This window comes from Brevibacterium sp. Z349TD_9 (assembly GCF_056173565.1).
The window spans coordinates 783133-809446 of the sequence record NZ_CM149680.1; the positions used below are offsets into that span (position 1 = coordinate 783133).

General features: G+C 68.3%; 30 protein-coding genes. 16 read left to right on the plus strand and 14 right to left on the minus strand.

All coding sequences use genetic code 11. The features are described 5' to 3' along the window. Nucleotides 1–66 precede the first annotated feature (66 nt). Both AC0VYB_RS03370 and AC0VYB_RS03375 read right to left on the minus strand, forming a co-directional pair. On the minus strand, nucleotides 67–600 hold the full coding sequence (locus tag AC0VYB_RS03370; protein ID WP_063249856.1) for a type 1 glutamine amidotransferase domain-containing protein: 534 nt from the start codon (nucleotides 598–600) through the stop codon (nucleotides 67–69). Nucleotides 601–746: 146 nt separating this feature from the next. Beyond that, nucleotides 747–1343, minus strand: coding sequence for a TetR/AcrR family transcriptional regulator (locus AC0VYB_RS03375; protein ID WP_063249853.1), 597 nt, complete (start codon nucleotides 1341–1343; stop codon nucleotides 747–749). A gap of 132 nt (nucleotides 1344–1475) precedes the next feature. On the opposite strand from AC0VYB_RS03375, the gene AC0VYB_RS03380 reads away from it, so the two are divergent. Next, a complete protein-coding gene (locus tag AC0VYB_RS03380; protein ID WP_063249852.1) occupies nucleotides 1476–1970 on the plus strand; it encodes a hypothetical protein in 495 nt (164 codons plus the stop codon). 10 nt (nucleotides 1971–1980) lie between these two features. On the opposite strand, the gene AC0VYB_RS03385 is transcribed toward AC0VYB_RS03380, so the two are convergent. Next, entirely contained in the window at nucleotides 1981–2940 is a 960-nt protein-coding gene (locus AC0VYB_RS03385; RefSeq protein WP_475385041.1) for an NADP-dependent oxidoreductase, read from the minus strand. 237 nt (nucleotides 2941–3177) lie between these two features. On the opposite strand from AC0VYB_RS03385, the gene AC0VYB_RS03390 reads away from it, so the two are divergent. Both AC0VYB_RS03390 and AC0VYB_RS03395 read left to right on the plus strand, forming a co-directional pair. Beyond that, nucleotides 3178–3603: a YciI family protein gene (locus AC0VYB_RS03390; RefSeq protein ID WP_063249849.1), complete on the plus strand. Its 426-nt coding sequence runs from the start codon at nucleotides 3178–3180 to the stop codon at nucleotides 3601–3603. Nucleotides 3604–3762: 159 nt separating this feature from the next. Continuing rightward, the gene (locus AC0VYB_RS03395) at nucleotides 3763–4434 is read left to right on the plus strand and encodes a DNA alkylation repair protein (RefSeq protein ID WP_280559768.1); all 672 of its coding nucleotides are present in this window, start codon (nucleotides 3763–3765) and stop codon (nucleotides 4432–4434) included. Between the two features lie 72 nt (nucleotides 4435–4506). On the opposite strand, the gene AC0VYB_RS03400 is transcribed toward AC0VYB_RS03395, so the two are convergent. The 3 genes from AC0VYB_RS03400 to AC0VYB_RS03410 all read right to left on the minus strand — a co-directional run bounded on the left by AC0VYB_RS03400 (nucleotide 4507) and on the right by AC0VYB_RS03410 (nucleotide 5852). Beyond that, nucleotides 4507–4854, minus strand: a complete 348-nt coding sequence (locus AC0VYB_RS03400) for a winged helix-turn-helix domain-containing protein (RefSeq protein ID WP_063250829.1) — start codon at nucleotides 4852–4854, stop codon at nucleotides 4507–4509. 26 nt (nucleotides 4855–4880) lie between these two features. Continuing rightward, entirely contained in the window at nucleotides 4881–5300 is a 420-nt protein-coding gene (locus AC0VYB_RS03405; RefSeq protein ID WP_063250785.1) for a hypothetical protein, read from the minus strand. Nucleotides 5301–5402: 102 nt separating this feature from the next. Beyond that, a complete protein-coding gene (locus AC0VYB_RS03410) occupies nucleotides 5403–5852 on the minus strand; it encodes a flavodoxin family protein (RefSeq protein WP_063250787.1) in 450 nt (149 codons plus the stop codon). Nucleotides 5853–5888: 36 nt separating this feature from the next. Here AC0VYB_RS03410 and AC0VYB_RS03415 point away from each other — a divergent pair, with 36 nt between their 5' ends. The 3 genes from AC0VYB_RS03415 to AC0VYB_RS03425 all read left to right on the plus strand — a co-directional run bounded on the left by AC0VYB_RS03415 (nucleotide 5889) and on the right by AC0VYB_RS03425 (nucleotide 7887). Continuing rightward, nucleotides 5889–6827, plus strand: a complete 939-nt coding sequence (locus tag AC0VYB_RS03415; RefSeq protein WP_119297074.1) for a Sir2 family NAD-dependent protein deacetylase — start codon at nucleotides 5889–5891, stop codon at nucleotides 6825–6827. After that, complete coding sequence (locus AC0VYB_RS03420) at nucleotides 6824–7402, plus strand: TIGR03085 family metal-binding protein (protein ID WP_475385042.1); 579 nt, start codon at nucleotides 6824–6826, stop codon at nucleotides 7400–7402. The genes AC0VYB_RS03415 and AC0VYB_RS03420 overlap by 4 nt, the downstream gene beginning before the upstream one ends. Before the next feature lie 125 nt (nucleotides 7403–7527). Beyond that, nucleotides 7528–7887 (plus strand): DUF4190 domain-containing protein, encoded by a 360-nt coding sequence (locus AC0VYB_RS03425; protein ID WP_063250790.1) that lies wholly within the window; start codon nucleotides 7528–7530, stop codon nucleotides 7885–7887. Nucleotides 7888–7908: 21 nt separating this feature from the next. On the opposite strand, the gene AC0VYB_RS03430 is transcribed toward AC0VYB_RS03425, so the two are convergent. From AC0VYB_RS03430 to AC0VYB_RS03465, 8 genes are all read right to left on the minus strand, one after another. Continuing rightward, nucleotides 7909–9516, minus strand: coding sequence for a polyamine aminopropyltransferase (locus AC0VYB_RS03430; protein WP_201671476.1), 1608 nt, complete (start codon nucleotides 9514–9516; stop codon nucleotides 7909–7911). 40 nt (nucleotides 9517–9556) lie between these two features. Beyond that, entirely contained in the window at nucleotides 9557–9985 is a 429-nt protein-coding gene (locus tag AC0VYB_RS03435) for a DUF350 domain-containing protein (protein WP_201671474.1), read from the minus strand. Between the two features lie 40 nt (nucleotides 9986–10025). Further along, a complete protein-coding gene (locus AC0VYB_RS03440; protein WP_475385043.1) occupies nucleotides 10026–10502 on the minus strand; it encodes a hypothetical protein in 477 nt (158 codons plus the stop codon). Beyond that, the gene (locus AC0VYB_RS03445) at nucleotides 10499–11134 is read right to left on the minus strand and encodes a DUF2617 family protein (protein WP_119297051.1); all 636 of its coding nucleotides are present in this window, start codon (nucleotides 11132–11134) and stop codon (nucleotides 10499–10501) included. The genes AC0VYB_RS03440 and AC0VYB_RS03445 overlap by 4 nt, the downstream gene beginning before the upstream one ends. Then, a complete protein-coding gene (locus AC0VYB_RS03450) occupies nucleotides 11134–11754 on the minus strand; it encodes a DUF4178 domain-containing protein (protein ID WP_119297052.1) in 621 nt (206 codons plus the stop codon). Before AC0VYB_RS03450 ends, AC0VYB_RS03445 begins: the two co-directional genes overlap by 1 nt. 31 nt (nucleotides 11755–11785) lie before the next feature. Then, nucleotides 11786–12871 carry a GNAT family N-acetyltransferase gene (locus AC0VYB_RS03455; protein WP_119297053.1) on the minus strand — a complete coding sequence of 362 codons (1086 nt, stop codon included), beginning with the start codon at nucleotides 12869–12871 and terminating at the stop codon, nucleotides 11786–11788. A gap of 77 nt (nucleotides 12872–12948) precedes the next feature. Continuing rightward, complete coding sequence (locus tag AC0VYB_RS03460; RefSeq protein ID WP_009380761.1) at nucleotides 12949–13227, minus strand: hypothetical protein; 279 nt, start codon at nucleotides 13225–13227, stop codon at nucleotides 12949–12951. Next, nucleotides 13227–13889: a DUF1707 SHOCT-like domain-containing protein gene (locus AC0VYB_RS03465; RefSeq protein ID WP_119297054.1), complete on the minus strand. Its 663-nt coding sequence runs from the start codon at nucleotides 13887–13889 to the stop codon at nucleotides 13227–13229. Before AC0VYB_RS03465 ends, AC0VYB_RS03460 begins: the two co-directional genes overlap by 1 nt. 90 nt (nucleotides 13890–13979) lie before the next feature. Between AC0VYB_RS03465 and AC0VYB_RS03470 the strand changes: the two genes are divergently transcribed. The 10 genes from AC0VYB_RS03470 (at nucleotide 13980) to AC0VYB_RS03515 (ending at nucleotide 26285) form a co-directional block, all read left to right on the plus strand. After that, nucleotides 13980–17762: a DNA polymerase III subunit gamma and tau gene (locus AC0VYB_RS03470; protein WP_259821127.1), complete on the plus strand. Its 3783-nt coding sequence runs from the start codon at nucleotides 13980–13982 to the stop codon at nucleotides 17760–17762. A 5-nt stretch (nucleotides 17763–17767) separates the two neighbouring features. Beyond that, entirely contained in the window at nucleotides 17768–18364 is a 597-nt protein-coding gene (gene recR / locus AC0VYB_RS03475) for a recombination mediator RecR (RefSeq protein ID WP_063250836.1), read from the plus strand. A 354-nt stretch (nucleotides 18365–18718) separates the two neighbouring features. Beyond that, nucleotides 18719–19348 carry a DUF2975 domain-containing protein gene (locus tag AC0VYB_RS03480; protein WP_081591051.1) on the plus strand — a complete coding sequence of 210 codons (630 nt, stop codon included), beginning with the start codon at nucleotides 18719–18721 and terminating at the stop codon, nucleotides 19346–19348. Further along, complete coding sequence (locus AC0VYB_RS03485) at nucleotides 19348–19581, plus strand: helix-turn-helix domain-containing protein (RefSeq protein ID WP_009380776.1); 234 nt, start codon at nucleotides 19348–19350, stop codon at nucleotides 19579–19581. The genes AC0VYB_RS03480 and AC0VYB_RS03485 overlap by 1 nt, the downstream gene beginning before the upstream one ends. 364 nt (nucleotides 19582–19945) lie before the next feature. Then, on the plus strand, nucleotides 19946–21265 hold the full coding sequence (locus AC0VYB_RS03490) for an aspartate kinase (RefSeq protein ID WP_009380780.1): 1320 nt from the start codon (nucleotides 19946–19948) through the stop codon (nucleotides 21263–21265). After that, a complete protein-coding gene (locus AC0VYB_RS03495; protein WP_144588097.1) occupies nucleotides 21262–22314 on the plus strand; it encodes an aspartate-semialdehyde dehydrogenase in 1053 nt (350 codons plus the stop codon). The genes AC0VYB_RS03490 and AC0VYB_RS03495 overlap by 4 nt, the downstream gene beginning before the upstream one ends. Nucleotides 22315–22450: 136 nt before the next feature. Beyond that, nucleotides 22451–23491 (plus strand): metal ABC transporter solute-binding protein, Zn/Mn family, encoded by a 1041-nt coding sequence (locus tag AC0VYB_RS03500; RefSeq protein WP_144588095.1) that lies wholly within the window; start codon nucleotides 22451–22453, stop codon nucleotides 23489–23491. Continuing rightward, nucleotides 23491–24426, plus strand: a complete 936-nt coding sequence (locus AC0VYB_RS03505) for a metal ABC transporter ATP-binding protein (RefSeq protein WP_144588093.1) — start codon at nucleotides 23491–23493, stop codon at nucleotides 24424–24426. Before AC0VYB_RS03500 ends, AC0VYB_RS03505 begins: the two co-directional genes overlap by 1 nt. Continuing rightward, nucleotides 24426–25352, plus strand: a complete 927-nt coding sequence (locus tag AC0VYB_RS03510; RefSeq protein WP_190247493.1) for a metal ABC transporter permease — start codon at nucleotides 24426–24428, stop codon at nucleotides 25350–25352. Before AC0VYB_RS03505 ends, AC0VYB_RS03510 begins: the two co-directional genes overlap by 1 nt. A 30-nt stretch (nucleotides 25353–25382) precedes the next feature. After that, the gene (locus tag AC0VYB_RS03515) at nucleotides 25383–26285 is read left to right on the plus strand and encodes a metallophosphoesterase (protein ID WP_475385044.1); all 903 of its coding nucleotides are present in this window, start codon (nucleotides 25383–25385) and stop codon (nucleotides 26283–26285) included. Nucleotides 26286–26314: the final 29 nt, after the last annotated feature.

Here is a 26314-nt window from a genome sequence, read left to right on the forward strand (position 1 = left end):
AACAGACGAACTCCCCGGACCGGGGCTATCAGGCAGGGTCCGGGGAGTCCGCTCAGGTGTGTGGGGTCAGCTCAACTTCTCGCTGATCGCCTGGTTGAAGGCGTCGAGATCCCCGGGGTTGCGCGAGGTGATGAGGTTGCCGTCGACGACCACCTCGGCGTCGGTCCAGTCGGCACCCGCGTTCTCGAGGTCGACCTTCGTCGACTCGAACGAGGTGAGCTTCCGGCCCTTCGCGACTCCCGCCTCGGCGAGGATCCACGGGGCGTGGCAGATCGCGGCGACGGGCTTGTCGGCGTCGAAGAACGCCTTGACGAACGCCACGGCGTCGTCATCGGTGCGCAGGGTGTCGGCGTTGATCGTGCCGCCGGGCAGGACGAGGGCATCGTAGTCAGCGGCGTTCGCCTCGGCGAGCGGCACGTCGACGTCGAAGACCTCGGCGTGGTCCCAGTCGCCCTCCATCGCCTGGAGGGTGCCCTCGGACGGGGAGATGAGCACTGTCTTTGCGCCGGCCTCGTCGAGTGCGGCGCGGGGGCTGGTCAGTTCGACCTGCTCGACTCCGCGGGTGAGGAGGAATGCGATCGTCTTGTCAGAGACTGCCATGGTCGTTCTCCTTCGCTGGGTTTCGGCAATACCGGTTGTCATCATAGAACGCCATCGGGGTGCGCGGGTATTCCCTCCCAGGGGAAGAGTCCGGTGGGTGAGAGGAGTCTTCCCAGTCCTCCCGGGTGTCGTCGTCGACGGGGAGTTCAGCTGACGTCCGGCCCGTCCCCGAGGGCGACGATCGCCCCCGCCGAGGCGGCGACCGCGTCATCGACCCAGGCGGGAACCTCAGTGCCGATGAAGGGGCGGACGATGCCGTACGGGGCGAGCCGCGTGCCCATCGACAGCAGCTCCCGCCGGTGCGGGGTCGGGTCCGGGAAGCGGCGGACGAGCAGCTCCTCCATCGCCGCATCGATGTCGTCGTTGATGTGGAGGGCGTCGTCACGCACGCCGACCGGCCCGTCGGCGGCGAGTCGGGATGCCCGGTGAAGGAGCATCGAGCGGGCCTCCAACGGGTGGTCGCGGCAGAAGGCGGAGACGTGCCTCGCCGAGGCGGTCACCGCCTCGTGCGGATCGGGCAGGGCGTACGCGGCGAGCAGGCCCTCGTGGAAGTGGGCGATCGAGCGCAGCCAGAGTCTCGCGAAGACGTCGTCGCGTGAGGCGAAGCGGTGGTAGATCGAGCCGGTGGGCCCGCCGATGGCGCGGGCGACGTCGGCGATCGTCGCGCGAGGTCCGTGGTCGGCGAGCGCGCGAGCGGCGCCGTCGAGGATGTCGTCGTCGGAGAAGCGTGAGGGTCTTGCCATGACACCTCATCATAGCTAGTTTAGAGCATGAGTTTTAGAACAAAAAATTTAAAACCGTCCGCATCCACCGTCCCGGTCCAGCGCTGGGCACTCCTCGCAGGGTGGGGGAGTCTCCTGCTGCCGCTGCCGAGCGTGCTCTGGCGACTCCTCATGCTCGCCGGCGTCGACGTCGGGTTCGGGCTCAGCGGTGAGGTGCGGGAGTCGGCGGCGGGGATCGGCTATGTCCTCGGTCTCGAGGTGCTCACCGTCCTCGTCGCGGTCCTCGGCTTCGGACTCATCCGACGCTGGGGAGAGGTGGTCCCCGGATGGGTGCCCCGCCTCGGCGGGCGGACGATCCCACCCCTGGTCCCGATCATCGTCGGCGGCATCGGGAGCGCGGTCCTGCTCGGCCTCATCGGGTCGGTGCTCGCCACGTTCGTCCTCGCGTGGACGGGGACGGTGCCCGGCTGGACCCCGGATGTCGGGATGACCGCCGGTGAGCGGGCCTTCCTCCTCACCTGCTACGTCCCGTTCTTCCTCTGGCCGGTGGCGATCGCCGTCGCCCTCATCGGGTATGCGCGCAGACGGCTCGGGACCCGCCCCGGCCGCACGAGGGTGCGGCAGGGACGGGCCCCGATCCTGTGCTGAGGCGCGCGGCTCAGCCGACGAGGAACTCCCGCTGGGAGTCGGTGAACGGCTTCGGCTCCGTCTTGAGCAGGACCTTCCCGGCCGGGTGGCCCTCACGGAGGAAGCGGTAGGCGGCCTGGACCTCGGCGAGATCGAAGACGCCGCCGATGGGCACATAGACGTGACCGTAGGCGATGGCCTTGCCCAGCCACGCGAGATCCCCGCGCCCTGCTGCGGCCTCACCGGAGGTGTGGACGCCGAACCTCTCGGCGACCTCTCCTCCTGCGGCGATCGAGTTGATCCGATCGGTCGGCACGCCGAGGCGCAGCAGCATCTCGATCTCGTCCTCACCGCGCGTCGAGTACGCGGCCTGGATGCCGTTCGGGGCGGCCTCTGCCAGTCGGTCCTCAAGTCCGTCGCGGTAGTCGATCGCGTCGATCCCGAGCGCCCGGAGGAGTTCGAGGTTGTCCGGGCCTGCGGTGCCGATGACGCGGGCGCCGAGGCCGAGCGCGAGCTGGGCTGCGATGATGCCCACTCCGCCCGAGGCGCCGGAGACGAAGACCGTCTCCCCGGCGGCGGGCGCGATCGCACGGATGCCGGCGATCGCGGTGCGACCGGCGATGTAGAGGCCGCCGGCGACGTCGGCGCCCAGGCCCTGGGGGATCGGGTCGAGACGGTTCTGCGGATCCTTGATGACGATGGTCTCGGCCTGCGAATGGTTGGGGTAGCCGCCAAAGACGAGCTGGCCGGGGGAGAAGTCCTCGACCCCGTCTCCCACCTCGGTGACGATGCCGGAGAAGTCCATGCCCACCCCGCGGGTGCCCTTGGCGGGGCCGAAGCCGCCGGAGAGGATCGTGAGGTCGACGGGGTTGAGGCCGGCGTAGAGCACCTGGACCCTCACCTGACCCGGGCCGGTCTCGGGAACCTCGACCTCGGCGGTGCGGAGTTCGTCGATGTCGCCGTTGCGATCGAATTGGACGCGTGTGGTCATGGGGCACTCCTCGCTTCTCGCGCAGATCCGGTGGCGGTCACCGACCGGCACTGGTGACAACGACTCGGGCCCCGAAGTTGTTCCGTGCCCTGCCCGCGAACACGGCGACGATGTCTGGGGCGGGGACTATTCTGAGAGGAATCTCGCCGCCGATGTCGAGAAGCCGATCCCAGCTCCGACCCAGTGATGTCAGCCCGCACACCTCAGTGCCCGGCGACGCCGAACAAGGAGAGAACCATGGCCAAGTACCTCATGCTCAAGCACTACCGCGGTCACCCCGACTACATCGACTTCGTGCCGATGGACAAGTGGACGCCTGAGGAGATCGACGCCCACGTCCAGTACATGAACGACTTCGCCGACCGCCTGCGGGAGACCGGTGAGTTCGTCGACGCGCAGGCGCTCTCGCCCGAGGGCGTCTTCGTCCGTGCCGACGGTGCCGGCAGGCCCCCGGTCACCGACGGGCCCTTCCCTGAGACGAAGGACCTCATCGCCGGGTGGATGGTCATCGACGTCGGCAGCTACGACCGGGCGCTCGAGCTCGCCGCCGAACTCTCCGCCGCCCCCGGCTACCTGGGGAGGCCGATCAACGAGTGGCTCGAACTCCGGCCGTTCCTCGGGCCCGCGCCCGGCAGTGACGGGTGGGAGGGCAGTGCCGGCTGAGTCCGGCAGTGACTCCACGGGCGAGGGGGCTCGTGCCCACCGTCATCGGCATCGCGTGCCCGCGCCGTTCCCGTGGGGGAGGCTGACGGCGCACAGGCCGGGCTCGCGGCTGAACTATCATCATGAACACCAGCCGCACAGCCGACGAAGGAGCGCACCATGGTCGAGGCGACGGTCGAGAGCGTGCGAGCTTCGCTCGACGCACTCGAGGACCCCAAGGCCCGGGAGATCAACGAGCGTCATGGCGACGATCACGGTGTCAACCTCACCAAGCTGCGGGGCATCGCCAAGGAGCTGAAGAAGAACGACGACCTCGCCGTCGAGCTGTGGGCGACCGGGGATTCGGCGGCCCGCCTCGTCGCGCTGCTCATCATGCGGCCGAAGTCCTACGATGCCGAGCAACTCGATGCGATGCTGCGCGAGTCCCGGACTCCCAAGGTCCAGGACTGGCTCGTCAACTACATCGTCAAGAAGTCCCCGCACGCCGAGACCCTGCGACAGCGGTGGATGGACGATCCCGATCCCACCGTTGCCTCGGCGGGGTGGGCGCTCACCTCGGACCGGGTCAACCGGAAGCCCGAAGGCCTCGACCTGCCCGGCCTCCTCGACGTCATCGACGCGGAGATGAAGGACGCCCCCGAACGCCTCCAGTGGGCGATGAATGCGACCCTCGCCGCCATCGGGATCGAGAACCCGGACCTCCGCGACCGTGCCCTTGAGATCGGCGAACGCCTCGGAGTCCTCAGGGACTACCCGACCCCGCCGAACTGCACCTCACCGTTCGCCCCCATCTGGATCACCGAGATCGTCCGTCGCCGTGCCGAGGCGTGAATGCGCGAACGGCCCGGCCGTCGATGGCCGAGCCGTTTCGCGAAGCGCGCCTGAAGCGCAGCGCCTGAGTCCTCATCCCCCTGCGAGCTCCCGCAGGGCTTCGACGTGTCCGTCGAGGCGGCGGGCACCGTCCTCGGTGAGCGAGACCCACGTGCGGGGTCGTTTGCCGACGTAGCCCTTGGCGACGGAGACGAGTCCCGCCTTCTCGAGTGCGGTGATGTGCCGGGAGAGGACGGAGTCGGAGACTCCGAGGGAATCGCGCAGCAGCTTGAACTCCGCGCGCTCCCGGTTCTTCAGGCTCGCGACGAGTCCGAGCCGGGTCGGGTTGCCGAGGTCGGGGTCGATCCGAGCCAGGGACTCGCCGAGGTGGGGGATCGTCTCGTCGGCATCGTCGGTTTCGGGTTCGGTGTACGGGTTCATCGTGTGCTCCTTCATCTCCGGGCGCCTCAGCGGCGCAGCCCGAGGAGGGCGAAGACGGGGGCGGCGAGCCAGATGAGGCCGGCGGCGGCGAAGGTCACCCACGATCCCTGGGCGAGCGTGTCGGCGACGACGCCGACGATGAACGCGATTGCGACGACGGGCAGCCATGTGAAGAGGAGCATCGTCGAGCGCCTGCTCCAGCTCAACGCTGAGGTGAGGTAGACGACGAAGGCCGGGATCATCCATGCCGCGCACGCAGCGAGGAGGGTCAGCTGCAGCGTCTCATCGGCGATGACGCCGATCGCGAAGAGCCCGATCGAGGCTGCGGCACTGAGGACGATGAGAAGGATGACGAGCGGCCAGGCGTCGCTGGTGCGCGCCTGTTTCTGCGTCGAATCGATCTGGGCGAGAAGGTCGGTGGCCTGCTGCGGGGTGGGCGTGGTCATGGCGACTCCTTCGGTGCGGTGATGACTCCTGCTTCCCGGGTGGAAGTGATTTCATCGTAGCAACTACTTTCCATGATGGAAAGTACTTTCGCAAAGAAATCTCTACAGTGCCGATGCGGCCACCGTCGCGGCCAGTTCCGTCGCCGTCTCGAGGTCGTCGTCGGTGACCTCGCCGGTGAGGACGAGAGGGTCGAAGACGAGTGACCAGCCGAGGCCCGTCGTGATCTGACTCATCGCCCGCTCCGCCCCGGTCGTGTCGTAGCCGCCGTGGATCCAGTACGAGAACGGACGGCCCGCCGTCGGTTCGCGCACGGCGTCGTACGTCGTGTCGAAGAAGTGCTTGAGGGCTCCGGAGATGTAGCCGAAGTTCGCGGTCGTCCCGAGCACGAAGGCATCGGCGGCGAGGACGTCGTCGACGCTCGCCTCGAGCGCGGGGCGGACGACGACGTCGATGTCGCCGAGTTCGGGCAGGCGGAGTCCGGCCTCGGCCGCCTCGGCGATCCTGGCCGTCGCCGGTGACGGTGAGTGATGAACGAGCAGTACGCTGGCCATAGCGGTCAGCCTAGCCTGACTGGAATGGGGGAGGACATGAGCGAGGAGTCAGAGGAGACCATGGCCGTCATCGTCGATCCGCTGCGCGGACGCACGAAGCCGATCGCGAGCCACACCGATGAGCAGATCATCGACGTGCTCACCACCGGGCACTCACCCTCCGACTGGGCGGTGCTCACGGGTGCGGGGATGAGCACGGACTCAGGCATCCCCGGCTACCGGGGCCCCGACGCCGATCCGCGGCGGCCGATGACGATCCAGAACTTCCTCTCCCACCCCGACCAGCGGGCCCGCTACTGGGCCAGGTCGTGGGTGGGGTGGCCGCGGTTGCGCTGGGCCGAGCCGAACGCCGGACATCTCGCGCTCGCTCGACTCGGCGTAGGCGGCATCATCACGCAGAACGTCGACGGCCTCCACCAGGCCGCCGCCGAGGAGGTCGGCAGTTCGAGCCCCGTCATCGACCTTCACGGCAGCCTCGACCGGGTGGTGTGCCTGAAGAGCGGCCATCTCTTCGACCGCGACTGGGTCCAGGAGCAGCTCACCGCGCTCAACCCCGACTTCGCCGCGCTCGCCGGCATCGACCCGATCGACGTCGAGACCGCCCCCGACGGCGACGTCGACCTCGAGGAGACCGCGCACTTCCGCGTGCTGAACTGTCCGATCTGCGGGGGACTGCTCAAACCCGACGTCGTCTACTTCGGCGACGCCGTGCCCGCCGCCCGGGTCGAGGTCGCAGCGGAGATCTGCGACACCGCATCGGGGCTCGTCGTCCTCGGAACCTCGCTTGCCGTCCTCTCGGGGCTGCGGTTCGTCCGAGCGGCGGCGAAGGAGGACAAGCCCGTCGTCATCGTCACCGACGGTCCCACCAGGGGCGATGAACTCGCCGACTATCGGTCGACGTCCCGGGTCACCGACTTCGTCACCGCGTGGGCGTCCAGAGGAATCCAAGCCGAGACTGAGAGACTGCCCCTATGACCAGTCTTGCTCGCACAGAACGACTGCGCCTCGTCGCCGCCGCCCGCGCCGCCGGCGAGGACGCCCCCACCCTCTGCGAAGGGTGGACGACCCGTGACCTCGCGACCCACCTCGTCATCCGCGAACGCGAACCCGTCGCAGCCCTCGGCATCGCGCTGCCCGCCTTCTCCGGACGACTCGAGGACACCGCACGCGACTACGCCCGGATGCCCTACGTCGAACTCCTCGGCCTCGTCGCCTCCCCGCCGGGGTGGACCCCGGGTGCGTGGCCGGGCGTGGGCTCGGTGCTCAACACCGTCGAATACCTCGTCCACCACGAGGACATCCGCCGCGCCGAGATCGAATGGTTCCCGAGGCGGCTCTCGCAGCAGGACAACGAGACCGTGTGGGCGCAGGCCCGCATGGCCCTCCTGCCGTACGCGGCGAAGTCCAAGGGCCGCATCGAGATCGTCAGCCCGGGCTTCGGTCGGCGCGCCGCCGGCCGCGGGGAGACGACGACGGTGACAGGAGAGCCCGTCGAGATCCTGCTCTGGCTCATGGGCCGGAGCGACCACGCCCTCGTCGACGTCCGCTGAGTCCGACCCCGAGCGACCGTGAGGTCGGGTTTTCCCCACCGAGGCGGGCGGTTATGTCCATTCCCCGCGGCTCTGCCGGTTCCTAGGCTGAAGTCACCAGCACGAACCCGCAGAGAGGCACCGTCATGGACCAGCAGCCCTACGCTCCGCAGTCCCACCGTCAGCCCTACCCGCCGTACGAGTCCGATCCGCAGCAGCCCTACCCGCTGCAGCGGGCGACCGAGGATCCGGGCAAGGTGCTCGGCATCATCTCCCTCATCGCCACCCTCTCGACGTTCATCGGCTTCAACTTCGTCGGTCCGGCCATCGGCATCGTCACCGGTTACATGGCCCGGAGGAACTCGAAGGAGGCCGGCTTCGCCGACAACGAGATGGGCAAGTGGGGCTTCATCCTCGGTCTCGTCTTCCTCGGCATCGCCGTCGTCGGCGGCTTCCTCGGTCTCTCGATCAGCGTCATCGGCGCGATGGTCGCCGCCCTCGCCTGACCGCACCCAGCACGTCTCGGCTCAGTACCCCACCCACGCTCCGCGCTCCTGATCGAGCACGCGCGGGTGGAGGAGGGTCGAGGGTTCGACCCGACCGACGGAGGCGCGGTCGCGATCGGGTGGGAACGTCGTCGAGGCGGCGAGCACCTCGGCGGTGGCGAACCTCAGCCCCTCGGGCGCATCCGGCGCCAGGGTGACGACCGGGCCCCCGGACTCGGTCCGGGTGATCGCAGGATCCCCGGGAACGGCGGCGAGGAAGTAGCCCCAGTCGCCGAAGCTCGGGACGTCGACGTGGTACGGCGTCGTCGTCAGCCCCGCCTCGGCGACGGCCTCACCGATGCCCCAGTACGCCTCGGGGGCGAAGTACGGGGAGCCGGCCTGGACGACGAGGCGGGCGCCGGGAGCCATGACCTGGCGGATGAGCCCGTAGAACTCGATGCTGTAGAGCTTCGAGGTGGCGACGTCGTCGGGGTCGGGCAGGTCGGCGATGATCGCATCGTAGGCCGGGTGCTCGGCCTCCCGCAGCCACGTGAAGGCATCAGCGGCGATCGTCGTCACCCGCGGATCGTCGAGTGAGTCCTCGTTGAACGCGGTGAACCGCTCGGAGTTCCGGGCGAGGTCGAGGATCCGAGGATCGAGGTCGACGAGGGTGACCGACTCGACGTCGGGGTACTTGAGGATCTCACGCACCGCGAGCCCGTCCCCGCCGCCGAGGACGAGGACGTTCCTCCGGCCCCCGTTGAGCAGGGGATGGACGAGGGACTCGTGGTAGCGGTACTCGTCGGCCGAGGCGAACTGGAGGTCCCCGTTGAGGTAGAGGCGCGTATCGCCCGTGCGGAGGGATTCGGTGAGGACGATCTCCTGATAGTCGGTGCGCTCGGAGAGGACGATGGGGTCGCGGTAGAGGCGCTGGCGGGTGGTCACCTCGATGTCGTCGGTGAAGACCCACACGACGGTCAGCCCTGCGACGATGAGGACGAGGAGGGCGGCGAGGAGCACCCGCATCCGGGCGGTGAGTTCGGCGCGGAAGAGCCAGAGGACGATGAGGATGCCGACGACGGTGTTCGTGATGCCCACGGCCAGGGCCCCGCGGGGGAGACCGAAGAGCGGGAGGAGGACGAACGGGAAGGCGAGTCCGCCGATGAGCCCGCCGACGTAGTCGGCCGCAAAGAGGTCGGCGACCGCGCTCGAGGCGCGCTGGGCGCGGATGCGCTGGACGAGCTCCATGAGCAGCGGGATCTCCGCGCCGATGAGGCCGCCGATGACGAAGGCGAGGCCGATCATCGCAACCGTGTAGACGTCGGCGAAGGCGAACGCCAAGTAGAGGAGGATGACGGAGAGACCGCCGATGATGCCCAGCGCCGCCTCGATGAGGGCGAAGGCGAGTGCCGCGAAGCGGGTGAGCCGCTTCGTCGCGAGCGAGCCGACGCCCATCGCGAAGACCATGACGGCGAGCACGATCGAGGCCTGGACGATCGTGTCGCCGAGCAGGTAGGACCCGAGGGCGACAAGCGCGAGCTCGTAGACCATCCCGCAGCTCGCGCAGATGAAGACGGCGAGGAGGACGAAGAAGCGGGCGGGACCGGGCTGGAGCGGAAGCGTCAGGGGTGCCGGTGCGAGCGAGCTCACCGCGGTCGCGTCCCGCCGGGTGGTGCAGGCGGTGCTGTGGTCACAGGAGCGCGGCGGCCATGATGCCGGCGATGCCGATGTGCGCGGACGCGTTGACCCACACCTCGGGGTGGAGCGAGGAGGCGTGGACGATGTCCCCGCGCTTGCCCGGGGTGAGCGCATCGATGAGGAGGAAGCTCACGGCCATGAGGATGATGCCGATGATGCCGAAGAGCAGCGTCGTCACGATCCCCGCACCGAGGTCGTCGGCACTCGCCCGGATCGCTGCGATGACGATGATCGCCACGCCGAGGAGGTCGGAGGCGACGAGGACTGCGGCATTCGGGGACTTCTGCTCCCAGAGGATGACGTGGAGCTTGCCCGGGGTGAGAAGATCGACGACGAAGTAGCCGACGAACATGAGGAGGATGCCGCTGCCCGCATACGCGAGGACGACCCCGGTCTCGTAGAGGAGCATGTCGAGGATCATGGCTGCCTTTCCTGGTGCTGTCGTCGCTGTCTCTGACTGGTCATTTGCCCGATCCCGGGCCGCCGCCGCGGAAGCCGGAGCCGTCGCCGTAGTTCGAGCCGGTGCCTCCGCCCCCGCCGCCGAAGAAGAACGGGAAGAAGAAGAATCCTCCGCCACCGCTGGAGCGTGAGGGATCGCAGCCGACGTAGTCGTAGCTGTCGCCGTTCCTCACGTAGTCCCCTTGGTTCGGGTTCTCCACGTACTGGCCGTCGACGAGGTCGTAGTCCCCGCAGTTCGCACTGCCCGAGTTCGCCCCGCAGCTCTGGAAGAGCATCGCGACGAGGAGAAGGACGACGACGAGCCCGATGACCGCGCCGCAGCCGAAGCGGCGCGGCTTCCTCCCCGAGCCCCCGCCGGGTCCGCCGCCCGGCCCATTGCCGAACGGGCCTCCCGGACCACCCGGACCGCCACCGGGGCGGTGTTCGGCGTCGAAGTCGAAGGAGCCGCCGCCGGTGGAGATGTTCGGGTTGTTCGTCATCGCACGCCCCTCGCCGAGGCGGACGGGACGTCGGGTGCGTTCGTCAGCACGGTCGTCGTGTGGACGATCTCGGTCTGCTGCGGGTAGACGTGCCACGTCTGCCAGCTCAGGTGGCCCGCCTCGGCGCCTGAAAGGGCGAGCGCGGTGATGGCGTCCGGGTCGCCGGGGAACCCGACGACGAGGTGACGGTCGTGGCCGCGGACACGGTCGAGCGCCTCGGCGACGGCGGTGCGGAACTCATCCGCAGCGGTGGTGCGGGTGGCGCGGAACCCATGGCAGGTGAATCCCGCCCACGCTCCGCGGGTCACCTGCCGGGTGCCCCAGTGGGGCGTCCCGTCGTTCGCGACCTGCGGTGCGGGGCCGTCCGCGGTCGGAGGGCAGGCGAAGGTCTCGATGAGATGGTCCTCTGACCCGGCGGGATGGTCCTCTGACCCGGCGAGGACGACCTGGTGGGAGGAGCCGATGACGTGGAGTTCGAGGCGCAGCCCGGGGCAGCCGAGCGGTTCGAGGTCGACGATCTCGGTGGCGAGCGCGGCGATGCGCGGGCGGTCGAGGGAGAAGCGCAGCTGCTCGGAGCTCGTGTCGGCGAAGGGGACGTCGACGGTGATGGGAAGTGGGGGTGCGAGGCTCATCAGCTGCTCGAGTAGATGGTGAAGGAGCCCACCGGGACGGACTCGCCTGTGCTCACTTCCCACCGGCCGTGGTCGAAGCGCTCGAAGGCGAGCATCTTCCCGTCGGGGGCTTCGTAGTCGACGTAGTCGAGGCCACCCTTCTCGTTGAGCCCCGTCGTGCCCTCGGAACGGTAGGAGGCGGTGCCGTGTTCGACGATCTCGTACTCGGTGCCGTCGATCGTGATCGTCTTCGACGTCGGTTCGATGTCGAGGTCGGGGCGGTCGCGCCACCGGGAGACCTGGAGGTCGGGGTCGTGTTCGACGGTGAGCCAGAGGCGGGTCGCGGAGTCGTCGGACTGGAAGAAGTGCTCGGCCCAGTCGTAGCCGCCCTCCGAGATCCGCAGGGTCCCGCGGACGAAGTACTTCTCGTTGCCGAACTCGAGGAGGTCGCCGGCCTTGATCGCCGCCGGGTCGCCGCCGGTGTTCTGGTCGGAGGCGAACGGGTCGCGTGGGGTGGAGGCGGCCGCGGCCTGGGTCTCGCGCTCCCGCTTCGCCTTCGCCGAACGCGCCCGGATGATGAGGATCGTCACGAGCACGACGATGACGAAGACGACGATCATGATGATGACGTTGGAGGACACGGTAGCCTGCTTCGCTTCGATGCGGGTGCGGTCACTGGTCAGTGTAGTCGAGAACGGGGCCTTCGAGGGCCGTCATCGTGTCGACGACTCGGAAGCCGAGGTCCTCGTTGAGGGCGAGCATCGCGGCATTGTCGGTCGAAGTGTACGTCTGGATCCAGCGGGCACCGGCGGCCTCGGGGACGTCGTGGAGCTGGCGCATGTTCGCGACCTTGAGGGCCCGTCCGATGCCGAGGCCGCGATGGGACCGGTCGACGAGGGTGTCCTCCTGGATGATGATGTCGGGATCGTGCGCGGAGACCATGATCTCCGTGTAGCCGACGGCGAGCGTCGCGGGATCCACGTCGTCTGCGCCGGCATCGGTGCCCGGTTCGTCGACCTGCGCCATCGAGCTGACGAGGATCCACCCCTGTTCGGCCATCCTCTCCTCGTACGTCCGGATCGCCGCGACGTCGGCGTGGTGGTCCGAACGCGTGAGGTCGCCGAGCGGCACGTCCTCGTCCATCTGCCGGCGCAGCCTTGCCCATGACTCGACGAGCTCCTCGGGACACATCCCGATCCAGGACACGATCGTCCAGTCCGGTCGCGGATGGACCTCGGTCGGGTCGGCGGGGCCGACGGTCGGCTTCGGTCGCTGCCGCTGCTTGTACCGGTTCGCGTCGGCCTCGAGGTAGGCGGGCAGGTCGAGGAGCATCCGCTGCTCCTCATTGCCGATGTGCAGTCCCCGGGACTCGGCGAATGCGATCCCCTCGGGCGTATAGGTCTCGGTCTGGACGAGCGTGGCGGGGGAGTCGCGGAGGATCGCCTCGACCGCCTCGGCGAGGGCTGTGCCGTGACCGGACCGACGGTGCGCCGGGAGGACGGCGAGTTCGACGATGGCGGGGGAGTCGGTGAGGAGATTGATCTCGGCCCCGCCGATGGGTTCCCCGCCGAGGTGGGCGAGGAGGGCGATGTCGGTCTTGTCGTGGCGGGGGTGGGCGAACTGCGTGAGCATCGCCGGCTCGCTCGCCCACCATGCCCCGGTGCGACCGGCCGTGTAGCCCTCGCGCATGACGGCCAGCCACTGCCTCAGTCGTGAGGCATCGTCGGGGGCCAGACGGGTGATGCTGAGCTCAGCCATGAGATGAGTGCATCACGCTCTGACCCGGCAATCAAGGGGTGCGGGAAATATTCTCCCAGGTCAGTGCCCCTATAAGGTCAACGGTCCCTGCCGTCGCCGAGGTGGTCGTCCGGTCCCTCGTCGCCCTTGTCCCAGCGAGGATCGGTGGGGTCCCAGCCTGGGGCGGAGGGGTCGGTCCGTTCCGGGGAGGGGCCGCCTCGGCGGGGGTCGTCGCGATTCGGGTCAGGCTTGGGCAGGCGTGAGCCGATGTGGGAACCGGGCTTCGTCATCACCCGATGGACGAGGAGGAAGCCGATCGCGAAGACGATGATGATGGCGATCGTGAGGAAGATGACCGCATCGAGGCCGGGAGGCATCAGCGGGCCATCCGGCGACGGTCGAAGTAGTTGGCGAAGCGGGCGCGGAAGCTGCCCATGCCCACCGAGCCGCTGACGACGACGGTCGGGGCGCCGGGGGCGGGGAGCGCGTTCGCCGCTGACTTCACCGAACCCCATGACTTCGCGAGGTCGTCGACGTTGACGGCCCACTCGTCGGGGACGACGATGACGAGCGTGCCGGCCCCGGCGACGACGTCGATGTCGATCGTCGTGAGGTCGGTGTCGACCTCGAGGAAGTTGAGTTCGATCGTCGACATCGACGGTTCGCAGCGGATGTAGGGCGGGACCTGCCATCGGCCGCGGCGGTGCTCAGAGTCCCACGTCGCCTTGATGACGAGCGGGTCGACGGGGTCCCAGCCGTGTGCGGACCGTGCGGGCGGGAGCCGGCGGGCCACCTCGGCGCGGGGGCGGTAGCGGTCCGACGGCAGGTCGGGGGTGAGGTCGGAGAGGACGGCATCGAGGTCGACGGGGTACTTCGCGGCCTGGACGGCCTCCATCCGCTCGTCGAGTTCGTCGACGGTGATCCGGCGGTCGCCCACGGCCTCCCGGAGGAGTTCGATCGCTTCGTCGCGCTCCTTGTGTCCGATGCGGAAGGTGCGGACCGGATCGGGTGGTTCGGCGGAGGAGGTGGAGTCCGTCATACCGACTATCGTGCCCGAAGTGAGTCCGCGGTCTCAACGGCCTGAGCAGTGTCTCTGTGTCGCGTCAGGGGGTGGCATTAGGCTAGGGCTGTGTCCACCGCACTGTACAGACGATACCGCCCAGAGACCTTCGACGAGGTCATCGGTCAGGAGCATGTGACCGAGCCGCTCAAGGCCGCGATCGACCGTGGTCGCATCAACCATGCCTACCTGTTCTCCGGGCCGCGCGGCTGCGGCAAGACGACCTCGGCGCGGATCCTCGCGCGGTGCCTCAACTGCGAGAAGGGGCCCACACCTGTGCCCTGCGGCGAGTGCCCGAGCTGCCGCGACCTCGCCAACGGCGGACCCGGCTCGCTCGACGTCGTCGAGATCGACGCGGCCAGCCACAACGGCGTCGACGATGCCCGTGATCTGCGCGAACGCGCGATCTACGCACCCGCTCGTGACCGGTACAAGGTGTTCATCCTCGATGAGGCGCACATGGTCACCTCGCAGGGCTTCAACGCCCTGCTCAAGATCGTCGAGGAGCCGCCGCCGCACATCAAGTTCATCTTCGCGACGACGGAACCCGAGAAGGTCATCGGGACGATCCGCTCACGCACCCACCACTATCCGTTTCGGCTCGTGCCGCCCGAGGCGCTCGGGAACTACCTCGAGGAGCTCTGCCGACGCGAGGACGTCCAGGTCGACAAGGGCGTGCTCCCGCTCGTCGTGCGTGCCGGCGGCGGGTCAGTGCGCGACACCCTCTCCGTGCTCGACCAGCTCATCGCAGGCTCCGGTCCGAACGGCGTCGACTATGCGACGGCCGTGGCGCTGCTCGGCTACACCCCGGATTCTCTGCTCAGCGACATCGTCGACGCGTTCTCCGCCGGTGACGGCGCCGGTGTCTACCGGGCGATCGAGCGGGTCATCGAGTCGGGTCAGGATCCGCGCCGGTTCGTCGAAGACCTCCTTGAGCGGATGCGCGACCTCATCGTCATCCATGCCGCCCCCGAGGCAGCCCATGCCTTCCTTCCGGAGGTGCCGCCGGATCGGCTCGAGCGCCTCACCCTGCAGGCGCGCGGCTTCGGTCAGGCCGAACTCTCCCGTGCCGCCGACATCCTCAACCAGGGACTGACCGAGATGTCGGGGGCGACCTCGCCGAGGCTGCAGCTCGAACTCATCGCCGCCCGCATCCTCCTGCCCGCCTCGGTTCGCAGTCGCGACGCCGTGCTCAGTCGCGTCGAGCGGATGGAGCGGCGCATCGGCATGTCCGCGTCCGGTTCGGGCGGGAACGTTCCGCCCCAGGCCGGTGGTGAGGGGCAGGGCGGTGCGCAGGGCGTTCCGCAGAGTGCGGCGGCGCAGGGCGGAGCGCCTCAGGAGGCTGCTGGGCCTCGGGGCAACGGACCTCAGGGTGTCGGACCTCAGAGCGGATCGACTTCGGCCGGGTCGGGTTCGGTCGAATCGCCTTCGGTCGGGGCGGGTGCCCCGACCGGTCGGGCCGGTGCGCCGGGGCAGAGCCCCGGTGGGCCGTCGTCTGCTCCTGCGCCCGACGACTTCGACGAACTCACCGCAGCCGCGGCGGCCGCCGAGTCGCTGCTCAACGACACCCCGGCGCCGGCTGCACCAGCGTCGGCTTCACCGGCAAACGGTGCTGACCGGCAGCCTGCACCGATGCAGAATCGCCCCGCTCAGACCGAACGCGACCACACTGCTCAGACAGCACGCGCACCGCAGGACGGCCAGCGTCGCGGAGCGTCTGCCGATGGACAGTCTTCTGGGCAGCCTGGTCAGGCAGCTCCCTCGCAGCAGAGGCCGCAAGCAGGTCAGGAACGATCTGGTGGTCAGCCGCCGCAGTCTGACGACCGCCGATCGCAGTCGGGTCAAGCGGCTCACTCGCAACAGAACGATCAGCCGAGCCAGTCCGGTCTGGGAGCGATGCACGACGGTCCGCCGCAATCTGGAAATCAGGCGTCCAGTAGCACCGAGCAGCAGGAGCAGAGGCCTGCTCATCAGCCGGGTTCGGCTCGCGAAGGGTTCGTTCCGAATGACCGGTCGCCACGCGAGCCGGCGGCGCAGCCCGAGCGCTCGAACCGAGAGCAGGCCCCGACCGACCAGCCGACGCAGCCCGCTCGCGACTCCGCCGGTGAGTCAAGTGGTGCACAGTCGCCCGCAGGCAGCGGTTCGTCGTCGCCCTCGGGCGGATATCCGTCGTCGCCAGCCGGAGGCGCTGCGCCGAACGATGGTTCCGCGCACCGTGGTTCCGGCGGAGCGGACTCCGAGGCACCTGAGTCGCCTGCGGCGGCATCGCAGTCGGGGCCTGCCGGAGCCGGCGGCATCGGCGGAGAGATCGAAGCGATCCGTCGCGCCTGGCCGAGCATCCTCGCAGCCGTCGAGAAGCGCAGTCGCCTGACGCGTGCGATCATCGCGGCCAATGCCATCCCACAGTCGTTCTCCGACGGCGTCGTCTACCTCGGCTTCAACAACGCCGGTTCCGTGCAGGGCTTCCAACAGCGCGATCATGCCGCGAAGCTCGCCACGGCGATCAACGACGTCCTCGGCATCGACGCGCGTATCGACATCGGCGACGTCGGCCGCATCGGTGGGAACTCGGGCGGAGCGCCCGGGGGAGGAACAGGCTCGCCTGCGCCGCAGCAGAATCAGAACCGCGGACCCGGAACCGAGTTCCGTCGCCCCAGCCCCGAAGAGGTCGCCGCGGTCGTCGGCACCCGGGAGGTCGACAAGCCGCAGGTCGATCGCGAAAAGTTCTGGGAGACCGGCGACGCCCCGCAGGGCCCGTGGTCTGCCGACGACGAGGAGGGCGAAACAGGCCCCCGCCCCGAATCGACGGATGACTCTGCCCGTGATGAGCCCTCAGAAGTTCGCGCCGGACAGGGCGGTGCCGGAGCCGAATCGAGCAACGCCGCTGCCGCACCGGCAGAGACAGCATCCTCCGACTTTCCCGTCGATACGTCAGGCGCCGGTGATGTGAACGCCGCGGATGCAGAGACCGATCCCGTTTCGAGCGCGCAACCGGCCTCGCGTCCCGAGCAGGGCGCGTCGCCGTTCGGAGGCACTGACGCTCCGTCCCACAGCGAAGAGCCATCGGTATCGCAGCCTTCGTCCCCGGTCGACGACATCGTCGTTCCCGACCTCTCGGACGAGGACTTCTTCGGCCCTTCTGGCGGCGGTGCGAACCCCGCCTCCTCCGTACCGTCGCCTGCTCAGGAACCGACTCCGGCATTCGATTCGACCGCCCGTGGTGGGGAATCGGAGTCCTATGGCGGACAGTCGTCACGTGACTTCTCCGACGACGAGCCGATGGAGTATGTCCAGCCGCGGTGGGAGGAACCCGTGTGGCACGACGCGCCGCAGCAGTCGGCTCCCGCCGGTGACGACGCCGATTCGACGAGTGCCGGCAGCGGTGCCGTCGATGTCGGTGCCGTCGTCGTCCCGCCGCCCGAGGACGACGAGGGGGACTACCTCGGCGCCTATGGGGATTCCGACATCGATTCCGGGGGAGCAGGGATCGCGAACGGTGCGCAGGGGAACGCTCATCCTCAGGGAAGTGGGAGTGGCTCACCCACCGCGCCCGCAGCCCGAGCGAACGGCGCGAAGCCATTCAAGTCCCGGTTCGCTGCGATCGCCGAACGTCACGGCATGGACACCGGCGGATACTCGGCTGGCATCTCCGGCACTGGCAGCGGTGGGTTCGATGCGCCTGCACCCACGTCGGCGGCGGCACCGGTCGATGCTCAGCCCACCGGTTCCGGTCGGGACGAGGACGAGTATGATCCGGAGACGGACCTCGACATCACCGACGCCCCGCAGGTCGGCGTGGCCGTGATCGCCAAGGTCCTCGGCGGAGAGATCATCGATGAAAGAGACGTATGAGCGCAGTGTATGAGGGTGCCCTCCAGGACCTCGTCGAAGAGTTCGGCAAGCTCCCGGGCATCGGGCCGAAGTCGGCCCAGCGGCTCGCGTTCCACATCCTCCAAGCCGATTCCGGTGATGTGAACGCGTTGGCTCAGGCTCTGAGCAACGTCAAGAAGCGTGTGCGCTTCTGCGAGATCTGCGGCAACGTCTCGGAAGAGGCCGAGTGCACCGTGTGTCAGGACCCGCGCCGTGATCGGACGATGATCTGCGTCGTCGAGGAGCCCAAGGACGTCGTCGCCATCGAGCGCACTCGCGAATACCGCGGTCTCTACCACGTGCTCGGGGGAGCGATCGATCCGATGGCCGGCGTCGGCCCGGACAACCTGCGGATCAAGGAGCTCATGCCTCGCCTGCAGAACGGCGAGGTCACCGAGATCGTCATCGCCACCGACCCCAACCTCGAAGGCGAGGCCACCGCCACCTACCTCGTGCGGCTGCTGAGCACTCTCGGGGTGACGGTGACACGGCTGGCTTCGGGTCTGCCCGTCGGCGGAGACCTCGAGTACGCCGACGAGGTCACGCTGGGCCGGGCGTTCTCCGGTCGCCGCGAAGTCGACTGAGCAGATCCCGCCGCGGCCGAGCAGGCCTCTCAGCGGCCGTTGGTCGTGACGGCTCCCTGAGGCGTCTCCACTCACCCGGCCACCACACTCTGAGGCGACGCCACCCCGCCTGCCAACCTGTTTGCGGTCGAAGAACCGAGGCGAATCCGCGATTTTCGCGATTTCGCCTCGGTTCTTCGACCGCAACTCGTCCGCAGCGGCGGCTCACCTCGCAATATTCTGGTTCGACGCCCTTGACACCTTATCGATTATCGTGAAGCATGTTGTTTATCGATATATCGAGTATCGATAAGAGCAGCCCGAATGCGACCAGACGGAGTGTCCCGGTCGTCGAGATGGAAGGTGTGACCAGTGATGGGTGAAACGAACGGAATGCCGGTGGAGATGACGAAGTCGAGCGAAGGCAAGTCGAGGTCGGGAATGGAATCCGTCATCAGCGGAGTGCTCGGAGTCTACGGCGTGTACTTGGCTTACATTCTCGTCAAGGGACTGATCGCCAACGAGATCGGTATTCGGTTCGAGTTCGCCGATGATGCGTCGGCAGCCATCGACGTCGGAGGCAGCGCGGTTGCTCTCTCCGGTCCCGCTGACGTGACCGTTTCGACGGTGCTGCTCGCTCCCGAGACGATGGTGCTCCTCATCATCTCGAAGCTCACGGTGATCATCGGCCTCATCGGTGCGGCGATCATCTGCTTCCCCATCCTCAGGGACATCGCTCATGGAACGCCCTTCACGTCGCGCGCACTCAAGGCGCTGTCCGTTCTCGCGCTGTCGGTCGCAATTCTCGTCATCATCTACGCGATCGCTGCGACGCTCGGCTCCAACCTCGCCTCGCGCGACCTCGGCATCTCCGACTCTGTCAGCGGCGGTCTCGGAGTCACCCAGGTGTTCCTCTTCCTCGGCATCGCCGGCGGCATCGCGCTCCTGCAGCGCAGCTTCGCATCCGGGCGCAAGGCGCAGGAAGAACTCGAGGGGCTCGTCTGATGCCGGCCGACCTCGGCGAAGGGCGAGTGGTCTGCCACCTCGACGCGCTGCTCACCCAGCGGGAGATGACGCTCACCGAACTGTCGAACGCCGTCGGCGTGTCCCTGGCCAACCTCTCCGTGCTCAAGAACAACAGGGCCAAGGCCATCCGGTACTCGACGCTCGTCGCCCTCTGCGCCGCGCTCGACTGCCAGCCCGGTGACCTCTTCACCGTCACCACGGCGGAGGACTGATCGCGGCCACCGGCGGCTCGGTCAAGCCGGCCAGCACTTTTCGAAGCGAGGAACGTTGGAAAAGTGCTGGCCGGCTTGAGCGAGCGTCGCGAACGGCTGGGGGCGTCGAAAAGTGCTGGCCGGCTTGAGTGAGCGTGGCAATCGGCCTGAAGCGTCGAAAAGTGCTGGCCGGCTTGACCGAAAGAGACCACTGCCCAAGGTGAGACAGGTGTCTGTATGACGGGCACCCCCTCGGCCCGAAGTGCCCACCTCCTACAATGGTGGGGACGCCGGTCCGCCGACGCCGTCTGCCTCACCGCAGCGCTCGGCACTGCGAGAGCAGTCGATCGGCGCAGTCCGCATCAGCGAACAGGAAGAGACTTCAGTGAGCTTAGTCGTCCAGAAGTTTGGCGGGTCCTCGGTTGCCGACGCAGAGTCGGTCAAACGGGTGGCCCAGCGCATCGTCGAATACCGACAAGCCGGCCACGAGGTGGTCGTGGTGGTCTCGGCGATGGGGGACAGCACGGACGACCTCATCGACCTCGCCCAGCAGGTCTCTCCGCTGCCGCCTGCGCGTGAGCTCGACATGCTCCTCACCGCCGGAGAGCGGATCTCGATGGCCGTGCTCGCTATGGCGATCGCCAACCTCGGCTTCGAAGCCCAGTCGTTCACCGGTTCCCAGGCCGGAGTCATCACCGATGAGCAGTTCGGCAAGGCGCGGATCATCGACGTCACTCCGGGGCGGATCCGCTCCGCCCTCGACGACGGCAACATCGCCATCGTCGCCGGATTCCAGGGCGTGAGCCAGACGGCGAAGAACATCACGACGCTCGGCCGCGGCGGCTCCGACACCACGGCCGTCGCCCTCGCCGCCGCCCTCGACGCCGACGTCTGCGAGATCTACACCGACGTCGACGGCGTCTTCACCGCCGACCCTCGCATCGTCTCGACCGCGCGCAAGATCGACGAGATCGGCTTCGAGGAGATGATGGAGATGGCGGCCTCGGGCGCCAAGGTCCTCATGCTCCGGTGCGTCGAGTACGCTCGGCGCTACGACGTCCCGGTCCACGTGCGCTCGTCCTTCTCGCGCAAACAGGGCACCTGGGTGACCGATTCGGCCATCCCCGAAGCATTTCTGCCGGCACGGAGTGCGAAGGCAGCGGAAACAGAAACGGAGTCCACCATGGAACAGGCAATCATCTCCGGAGTCGCGCACGACCGCTCGGAAGCCAAGGTCACGATCGTCGGCGTCCCCGACGTCCCGGGCAAGGCGGCGGAGATCTTCAAGACGATCGCCGCGCAGGAGATCGACATTGACATGATCGTCCAGAACATCTCCACCCGCGAACCGGGGAAGACGGACATCTCGTTCACGCTGCCGAAGACAGACGGAGCGAAGGCCATCGAAGCCCTCGACGGTGCGAAGGCGAAGATCGGCTTCGACCAGGTCCGCTACGACGACCAGATCGGCAAACTCTCCGTCGTCGGCGCCGGCATGCGCTCCCACCCTGGGGTCACCGCGACGCTCTTCGAAGCGCTCAGCGACGCCCAGGTCAACATCGACATGATCTCCACCTCGGAGATCCGCATCAGCGTCGTCACCCGAGCGGACCTGCTCGACGACGCCGTCCGTGCCGCCCATGCGGCCTACGGACTCGACACAGAGGACAACGAAGCAGTGGTCTACGGAGGTACAGGACGATGAGCGTTTCAATCGGAGTGGTCGGAGCCACCGGCCAGGTCGGCGGTGTCATGCTCGACCTCCTCGCCGACGATCCCGGGTTCGAGATCGAGAACCTGCGGCTCTTCGCCTCGGCCCGCTCGGCAGGCAAGGTCGTCGAATTCCAGGGCCGTGAGATCGTCGTCGAGGATGCCGCCGAGGCGGACCCGACCGGACTCGACATCGCCCTCTTCTCCGCCGGCGGGGCGACCTCCCGTGCCCAGTCTGAGCGGTTCGCCGCCGCCGGGGTCATCGTCGTCGACAACTCCTCGGCCTGGCGCTCGGACCCCGAGGTGCCCCTCGTCGTCAGCGAGGTCAACCCCGACGCCCTCGACACTGTGCCCAAGGGCATCATCGCCAACCCCAACTGCACGACGATGGCCGCCATGCCGGTGCTCAAGGCGCTCGACACGGAGGCGGGGCTGACCCGCCTCGTCGTCTCGACCTACCAGGCCGTCTCCGGATCAGGGCTGAGCGGCGTCGAGGAGCTCGCCGGTCAGCTCGAAGCCGGCATCGCCGACGCCCGGGCGCTCACCCGCGACGGCAGCGCCGTCGAACTTCCGGCGCCGAACAACTACGTCGAACCGATCGCCTTCAACGTCCTGCCGATGGCCGGCAGCATCGTCGACGACGGCGAACTCGAGACCGACGAAGAGAAGAAGCTGCGCAACGAGAGCCGGAAGATCCTCGGACTCCCGGACCTCCTCGTCGCCGGCACCTGTGTGCGCGTTCCCGTGTTCACCGGGCACAGCCTGAGCATCCACGCGGAGTTCGCCTCCGACATCACACCCGAGCGGGCCACGGAGATCCTCGCCGAGGCGCCCGGAGTCGTCCTCGACGACGTCCCCACCCCGCTCAAGGCGGCCGGCACCGACCCGAGCTACGTCGGCCGCATCCGCGCCGACCAGTCGGCTCCCGCCGGCAAGGGCCTCGTCCTCTTCGTCTCCAACGACAACCTGCGCAAGGGTGCGGCGCTCAACACCGTCCAGATCGCCGCGCTGCTCGCGGCGAAGCTCGAGGCGCAGGCGGCCTGAGCGGTCGTGCGGTCCCAAGCGGACCGTACTGGGAACCATAAACAGGTCGCTATATATAAATATTTATATTAGTGGCGGGCCCTTCGGCTGAGTACTGTGATCGGAGAGATCACCGACTCGACACGAAAGGCCCGCCATGCGCTTGTCCCGACACCTCCTCCCCGCCGGGTCGATCGGTCTCGTCACCGGCCTGGTCCTCAGCGGGTGCGGCGGCGGGCAGAGCGGGGATTCGGCCGAGCTCTCGGTCGTCACCTCGACGAACGTCTACGCCGACATCATCTCCGCCGTCGCCGGGAACACCGCGGACGTCACGGCGATCATCGACGATCCCAATCAGGACCCGCACTCCTACGAGGCGACGACCCGGGACCGGCTCCGCCTCTCCAAGGCCGACCTCGTCGTCATCAACGGCGGCGGATACGACAGCTTCATGACGACGATGCTCGAGGCCTCCGAAGTCAAACCCGAGGTCATCGACGTCGTCGCACTCTCGGGCCTGCCGGGCTCCGAGGACGCCGCCGGTGAACCGCACTCCCACGACCACGCCGACCACGACAGCGCAGACAACGCCGACCACGACCACGCCGGGCATGGAGAGGACGAGTCCGCAGAGGCCGACGGCCATGCCGGACACGACCACGGGGAGTTCAACGAACACCTCTGGTACTCGGTGCCGACGATGACGAAGCTCGTCGACGATGTCGCGCTCCACCTCGGCGAGGCTCTGCCCGACCAGGCGGAGACGATCACGGCGAACGCGGAGGAGTACACGGACCGCCTCGGCGAGCTGGAGTCGACGATCGCTGCGGTCAAGGACGAGCACGGCGGAGAGAAGGTCGCGGCGACCGAACCGGTGCCGCTGCGGCTCTTCGACGACATGGGGCTCGAGACCATCACGAGTCCCGAATTCCTCGCCGCTGTCGAGGAGGGCAATGACGTGCCGCCCCTTGTCCTCGAGGACGCCGAGGAGCAGATCTCCTCCGGGGAGGCGGTGCTGTTCGGATACAATACGCAGGCGGCCGGACCTCAGGCAGAGCAGCTCAAGGCCACGGCCGAGGGGGCAGGCGTTCCCGTCGTCGACCTCGCCGAGACGATGCCTCAGGGCGCCGAGTACACGGACTGGATGGGCGGGCACATCGACGCGATCGCCACGGCACTCGAAGGGCATGGGCACTGATGATGACAGGGGATTCCGACACGGTGACGAGGACTCGGCCCACCGCCGACGCCGGGCAGGCGAGCCGGTCGCTCCACGGTGGGGGCCCGACCCCCGCGATCAGCCTCCACGATGCCGAGCTGCGTTTCGGCGACCGGGTGCTCTGGCACGATCTCAACCTCGCGGTCGCACCGGGGGAGTTCCTCGCCGTGCTCGGCCCCAACGGCACCGGCAAGACCTCGCTGCTCAAGATCCTCCTCGGCGAGCATGGGCTCTACCGGGGCACCGCCGAGATCGACGGTCACCGGGTCCATTCGGGCAACCCGGCCATCGGCTACATCCCGCAGCAGCGCGGCATCGACCCGCACACGCCGATGCGCGGACGCGACATCGTCCGCATGGGCATCGACGGGTACCGCTGGGGTCCGGGCTGGCCGTCGCGGAAGCGACGGAGGCACGTCGACGAACTCCTCGCCTCGGTGGGGGCCGAGAGCTATGCCGACGCGCCGGCGGGCACCCTGTCCGGGGGAGAGCTGCAGCGGCTGCGGGTCGCCCAGGCGCTCGCGAGCAACCCCTCGGTGCTCCTCTGCGACGAACCTCTGCTCTCCCTCGACATGCACCATCAACAGGTCGTCGCAGGACTCATCGACGAGCAGCGGCGGGCTCGCGACGCCGCGGTCCTCTTCGTCACCCACGAGATCAACCCGATCCTGCCCTACGTCGATCGGATCCTCTACATCGTCGGCGGGCACTTCCTCATCGGCACCCCCGCCGAGGTGATGACCTCGGAATCGCTCACCCGCCTCTACGGCTCTCCCGTCGAGGTGGTCCGCGTCGGCGGTCGCCTCATCGTCGTCGGCGGTGAGGACGAATGCACCGACCATCATGTCCACCACCGGGGTGACGTCCACGCCGATGCACCGGCGGTCACCGAGACGGAACGGGGGTCGATCTGATGTCGATCGCCGAGATCGTCTCCAGCCTGTTCTCCTTCGAGGACTACGGGGAACTCGTCGCCCTGCTCACCAATTCCCTCATCGCCGCCGCCCTCCTCGGCGTCGTCGGCGGTCTCATCAGCGTCTTCGTCATGGCCCGGGACATCCCGTTCGCCGTTCACGGGGTCTCCGAGCTCTCCTTCGCCGGAGCCGCCTTCGCCCTGCTCGTCGGCTTCGACGTCGTCGGCGGGTCGATCGCAGGCTCCATCCTCGCGGCCCTCATCATCGGCATCGGCGGGGCCCGGGCCTCGGAGAAGAACGCGATCATCGGCGTCCTCATGCCCTTCGGGCTTGGGCTCGCGATCCTCTTCCTCGCCCTCTACGACGGGCGCTCGGCGAGCAAGTTCGGGCTGCTGACCGGACAGATCGTCGCGATCACCCCCGGCCAGATCCTCACCCTCATCGTCTGCGCCCTCATCGTCCTCGTGGTCCTCGCCGTCGTGTGGCGGCCGCTCCTCTTCGCCAGCCTCGACCCCGAGGTGGCGCGGGCCAAAGGGGTGCCTGTGTCCGGGCTGACGATCGTCTTCATGCTCGTCCTCGGTCTCGCCGTGGCGCTGAGCGTCCAGGTCGTCGGCGTCCTCCTCGTCCTCGCCCTCCTCATCACGCCCGCTGCCGCCGCTACCCAGGTCTCCGCCTCACCGGTGTGGGTGCCCGTGCTCAGCGTCGTCTTCGCCGTCACCGCCTCGGTCGGCGGGATCCTCCTCGCCCTCGGCTCACCGGTCGTTCCGATCAGCCCGTTCGTCACGACGATCTCCTTCCTCATCTACCTCGTCTGCCGAGTCGTCGGGCACCGCCGGCTCAGCTCCCTCCACCGGCGTCGGGCTGCCCGGGGCGAGGGGGGGCACCGAGCATACGCAGTCGGTGTGACAAGGTCGGTTGGTGCTTGAGGGTATCCGACACCGACTAAACTGTGTCGAATGAAGACACGCGCACTCGCCGTAGGCAGCCTCGCCCTCCCTGCGGCCGCCGGCCTCTGGGGTGCAGGCATCGAGCCCCATCTCTTCGCCGTCCGCCGCCACACCCTGCCGCTGCTGCCGGCCGGACACGAGCCGCTGCGCATCCTCCACGTCTCCGACCTCCACCTCACCTCGTGGCAGAAGCACCGCGCGGCGTGGGTGAGTGCGCTCACCCGCCTCGAGCCCGACCTCGTCGTCAACACCGGCGACAACCTCTCCGCCGACATCGTGCCGCAGGTCCTCGAGGTCTTCGACGGGCTCCTGAACGTCCCCGGCGTCTTCGTCCTCGGCTCGAACGACTTCTTCTCCCCGCAGGCGAAGAACCCCGCGAAGTACCTGCGCTCGCCCTCCGAGGTCAAGCACTGCACGAGCCCCGACCTCGACGTCGACGCTCTCATCAAGGGGTTCGAGGACCGCGGGTGGATCTTCCTCGACAACGCCGAGGCGACCATGGAGATCCGCGGCACCCTGATCGACCTCTCCGGCCTCGGCGATGCCCACATCGACCGCGATCGGATCCGCTGGACCGAGGACGGCGAGCTCGTCCACCCGCGCTTCGATCGGGCGGCTGACCTCAAGGTCGGCGTCACTCACGCCCCATACTCGCGGACTCTGGAGGCGTTCGCCTCGGCGGGGGCGGACCTCATCATGGCCGGGCACACCCACGGAGGGCAGATCCGGGTGCCGTTCTGGGGCGCACCGGTGACGAACTGCGACCTCGATCGGACACGCGCACGCGGCGTGTTCCCCTATCGGGGTTCGACCGTCGAGATCTCTGCAGGGCTCGGCTTCTCACCGTTCTCACCTGTGCGTTTCGCAGCCCGACCCGAAGTCAGCCTGCTTACGCTCGTGCCCAGGACGTAGCACTTTCACCGTTCTCTGAGACGGCGCTC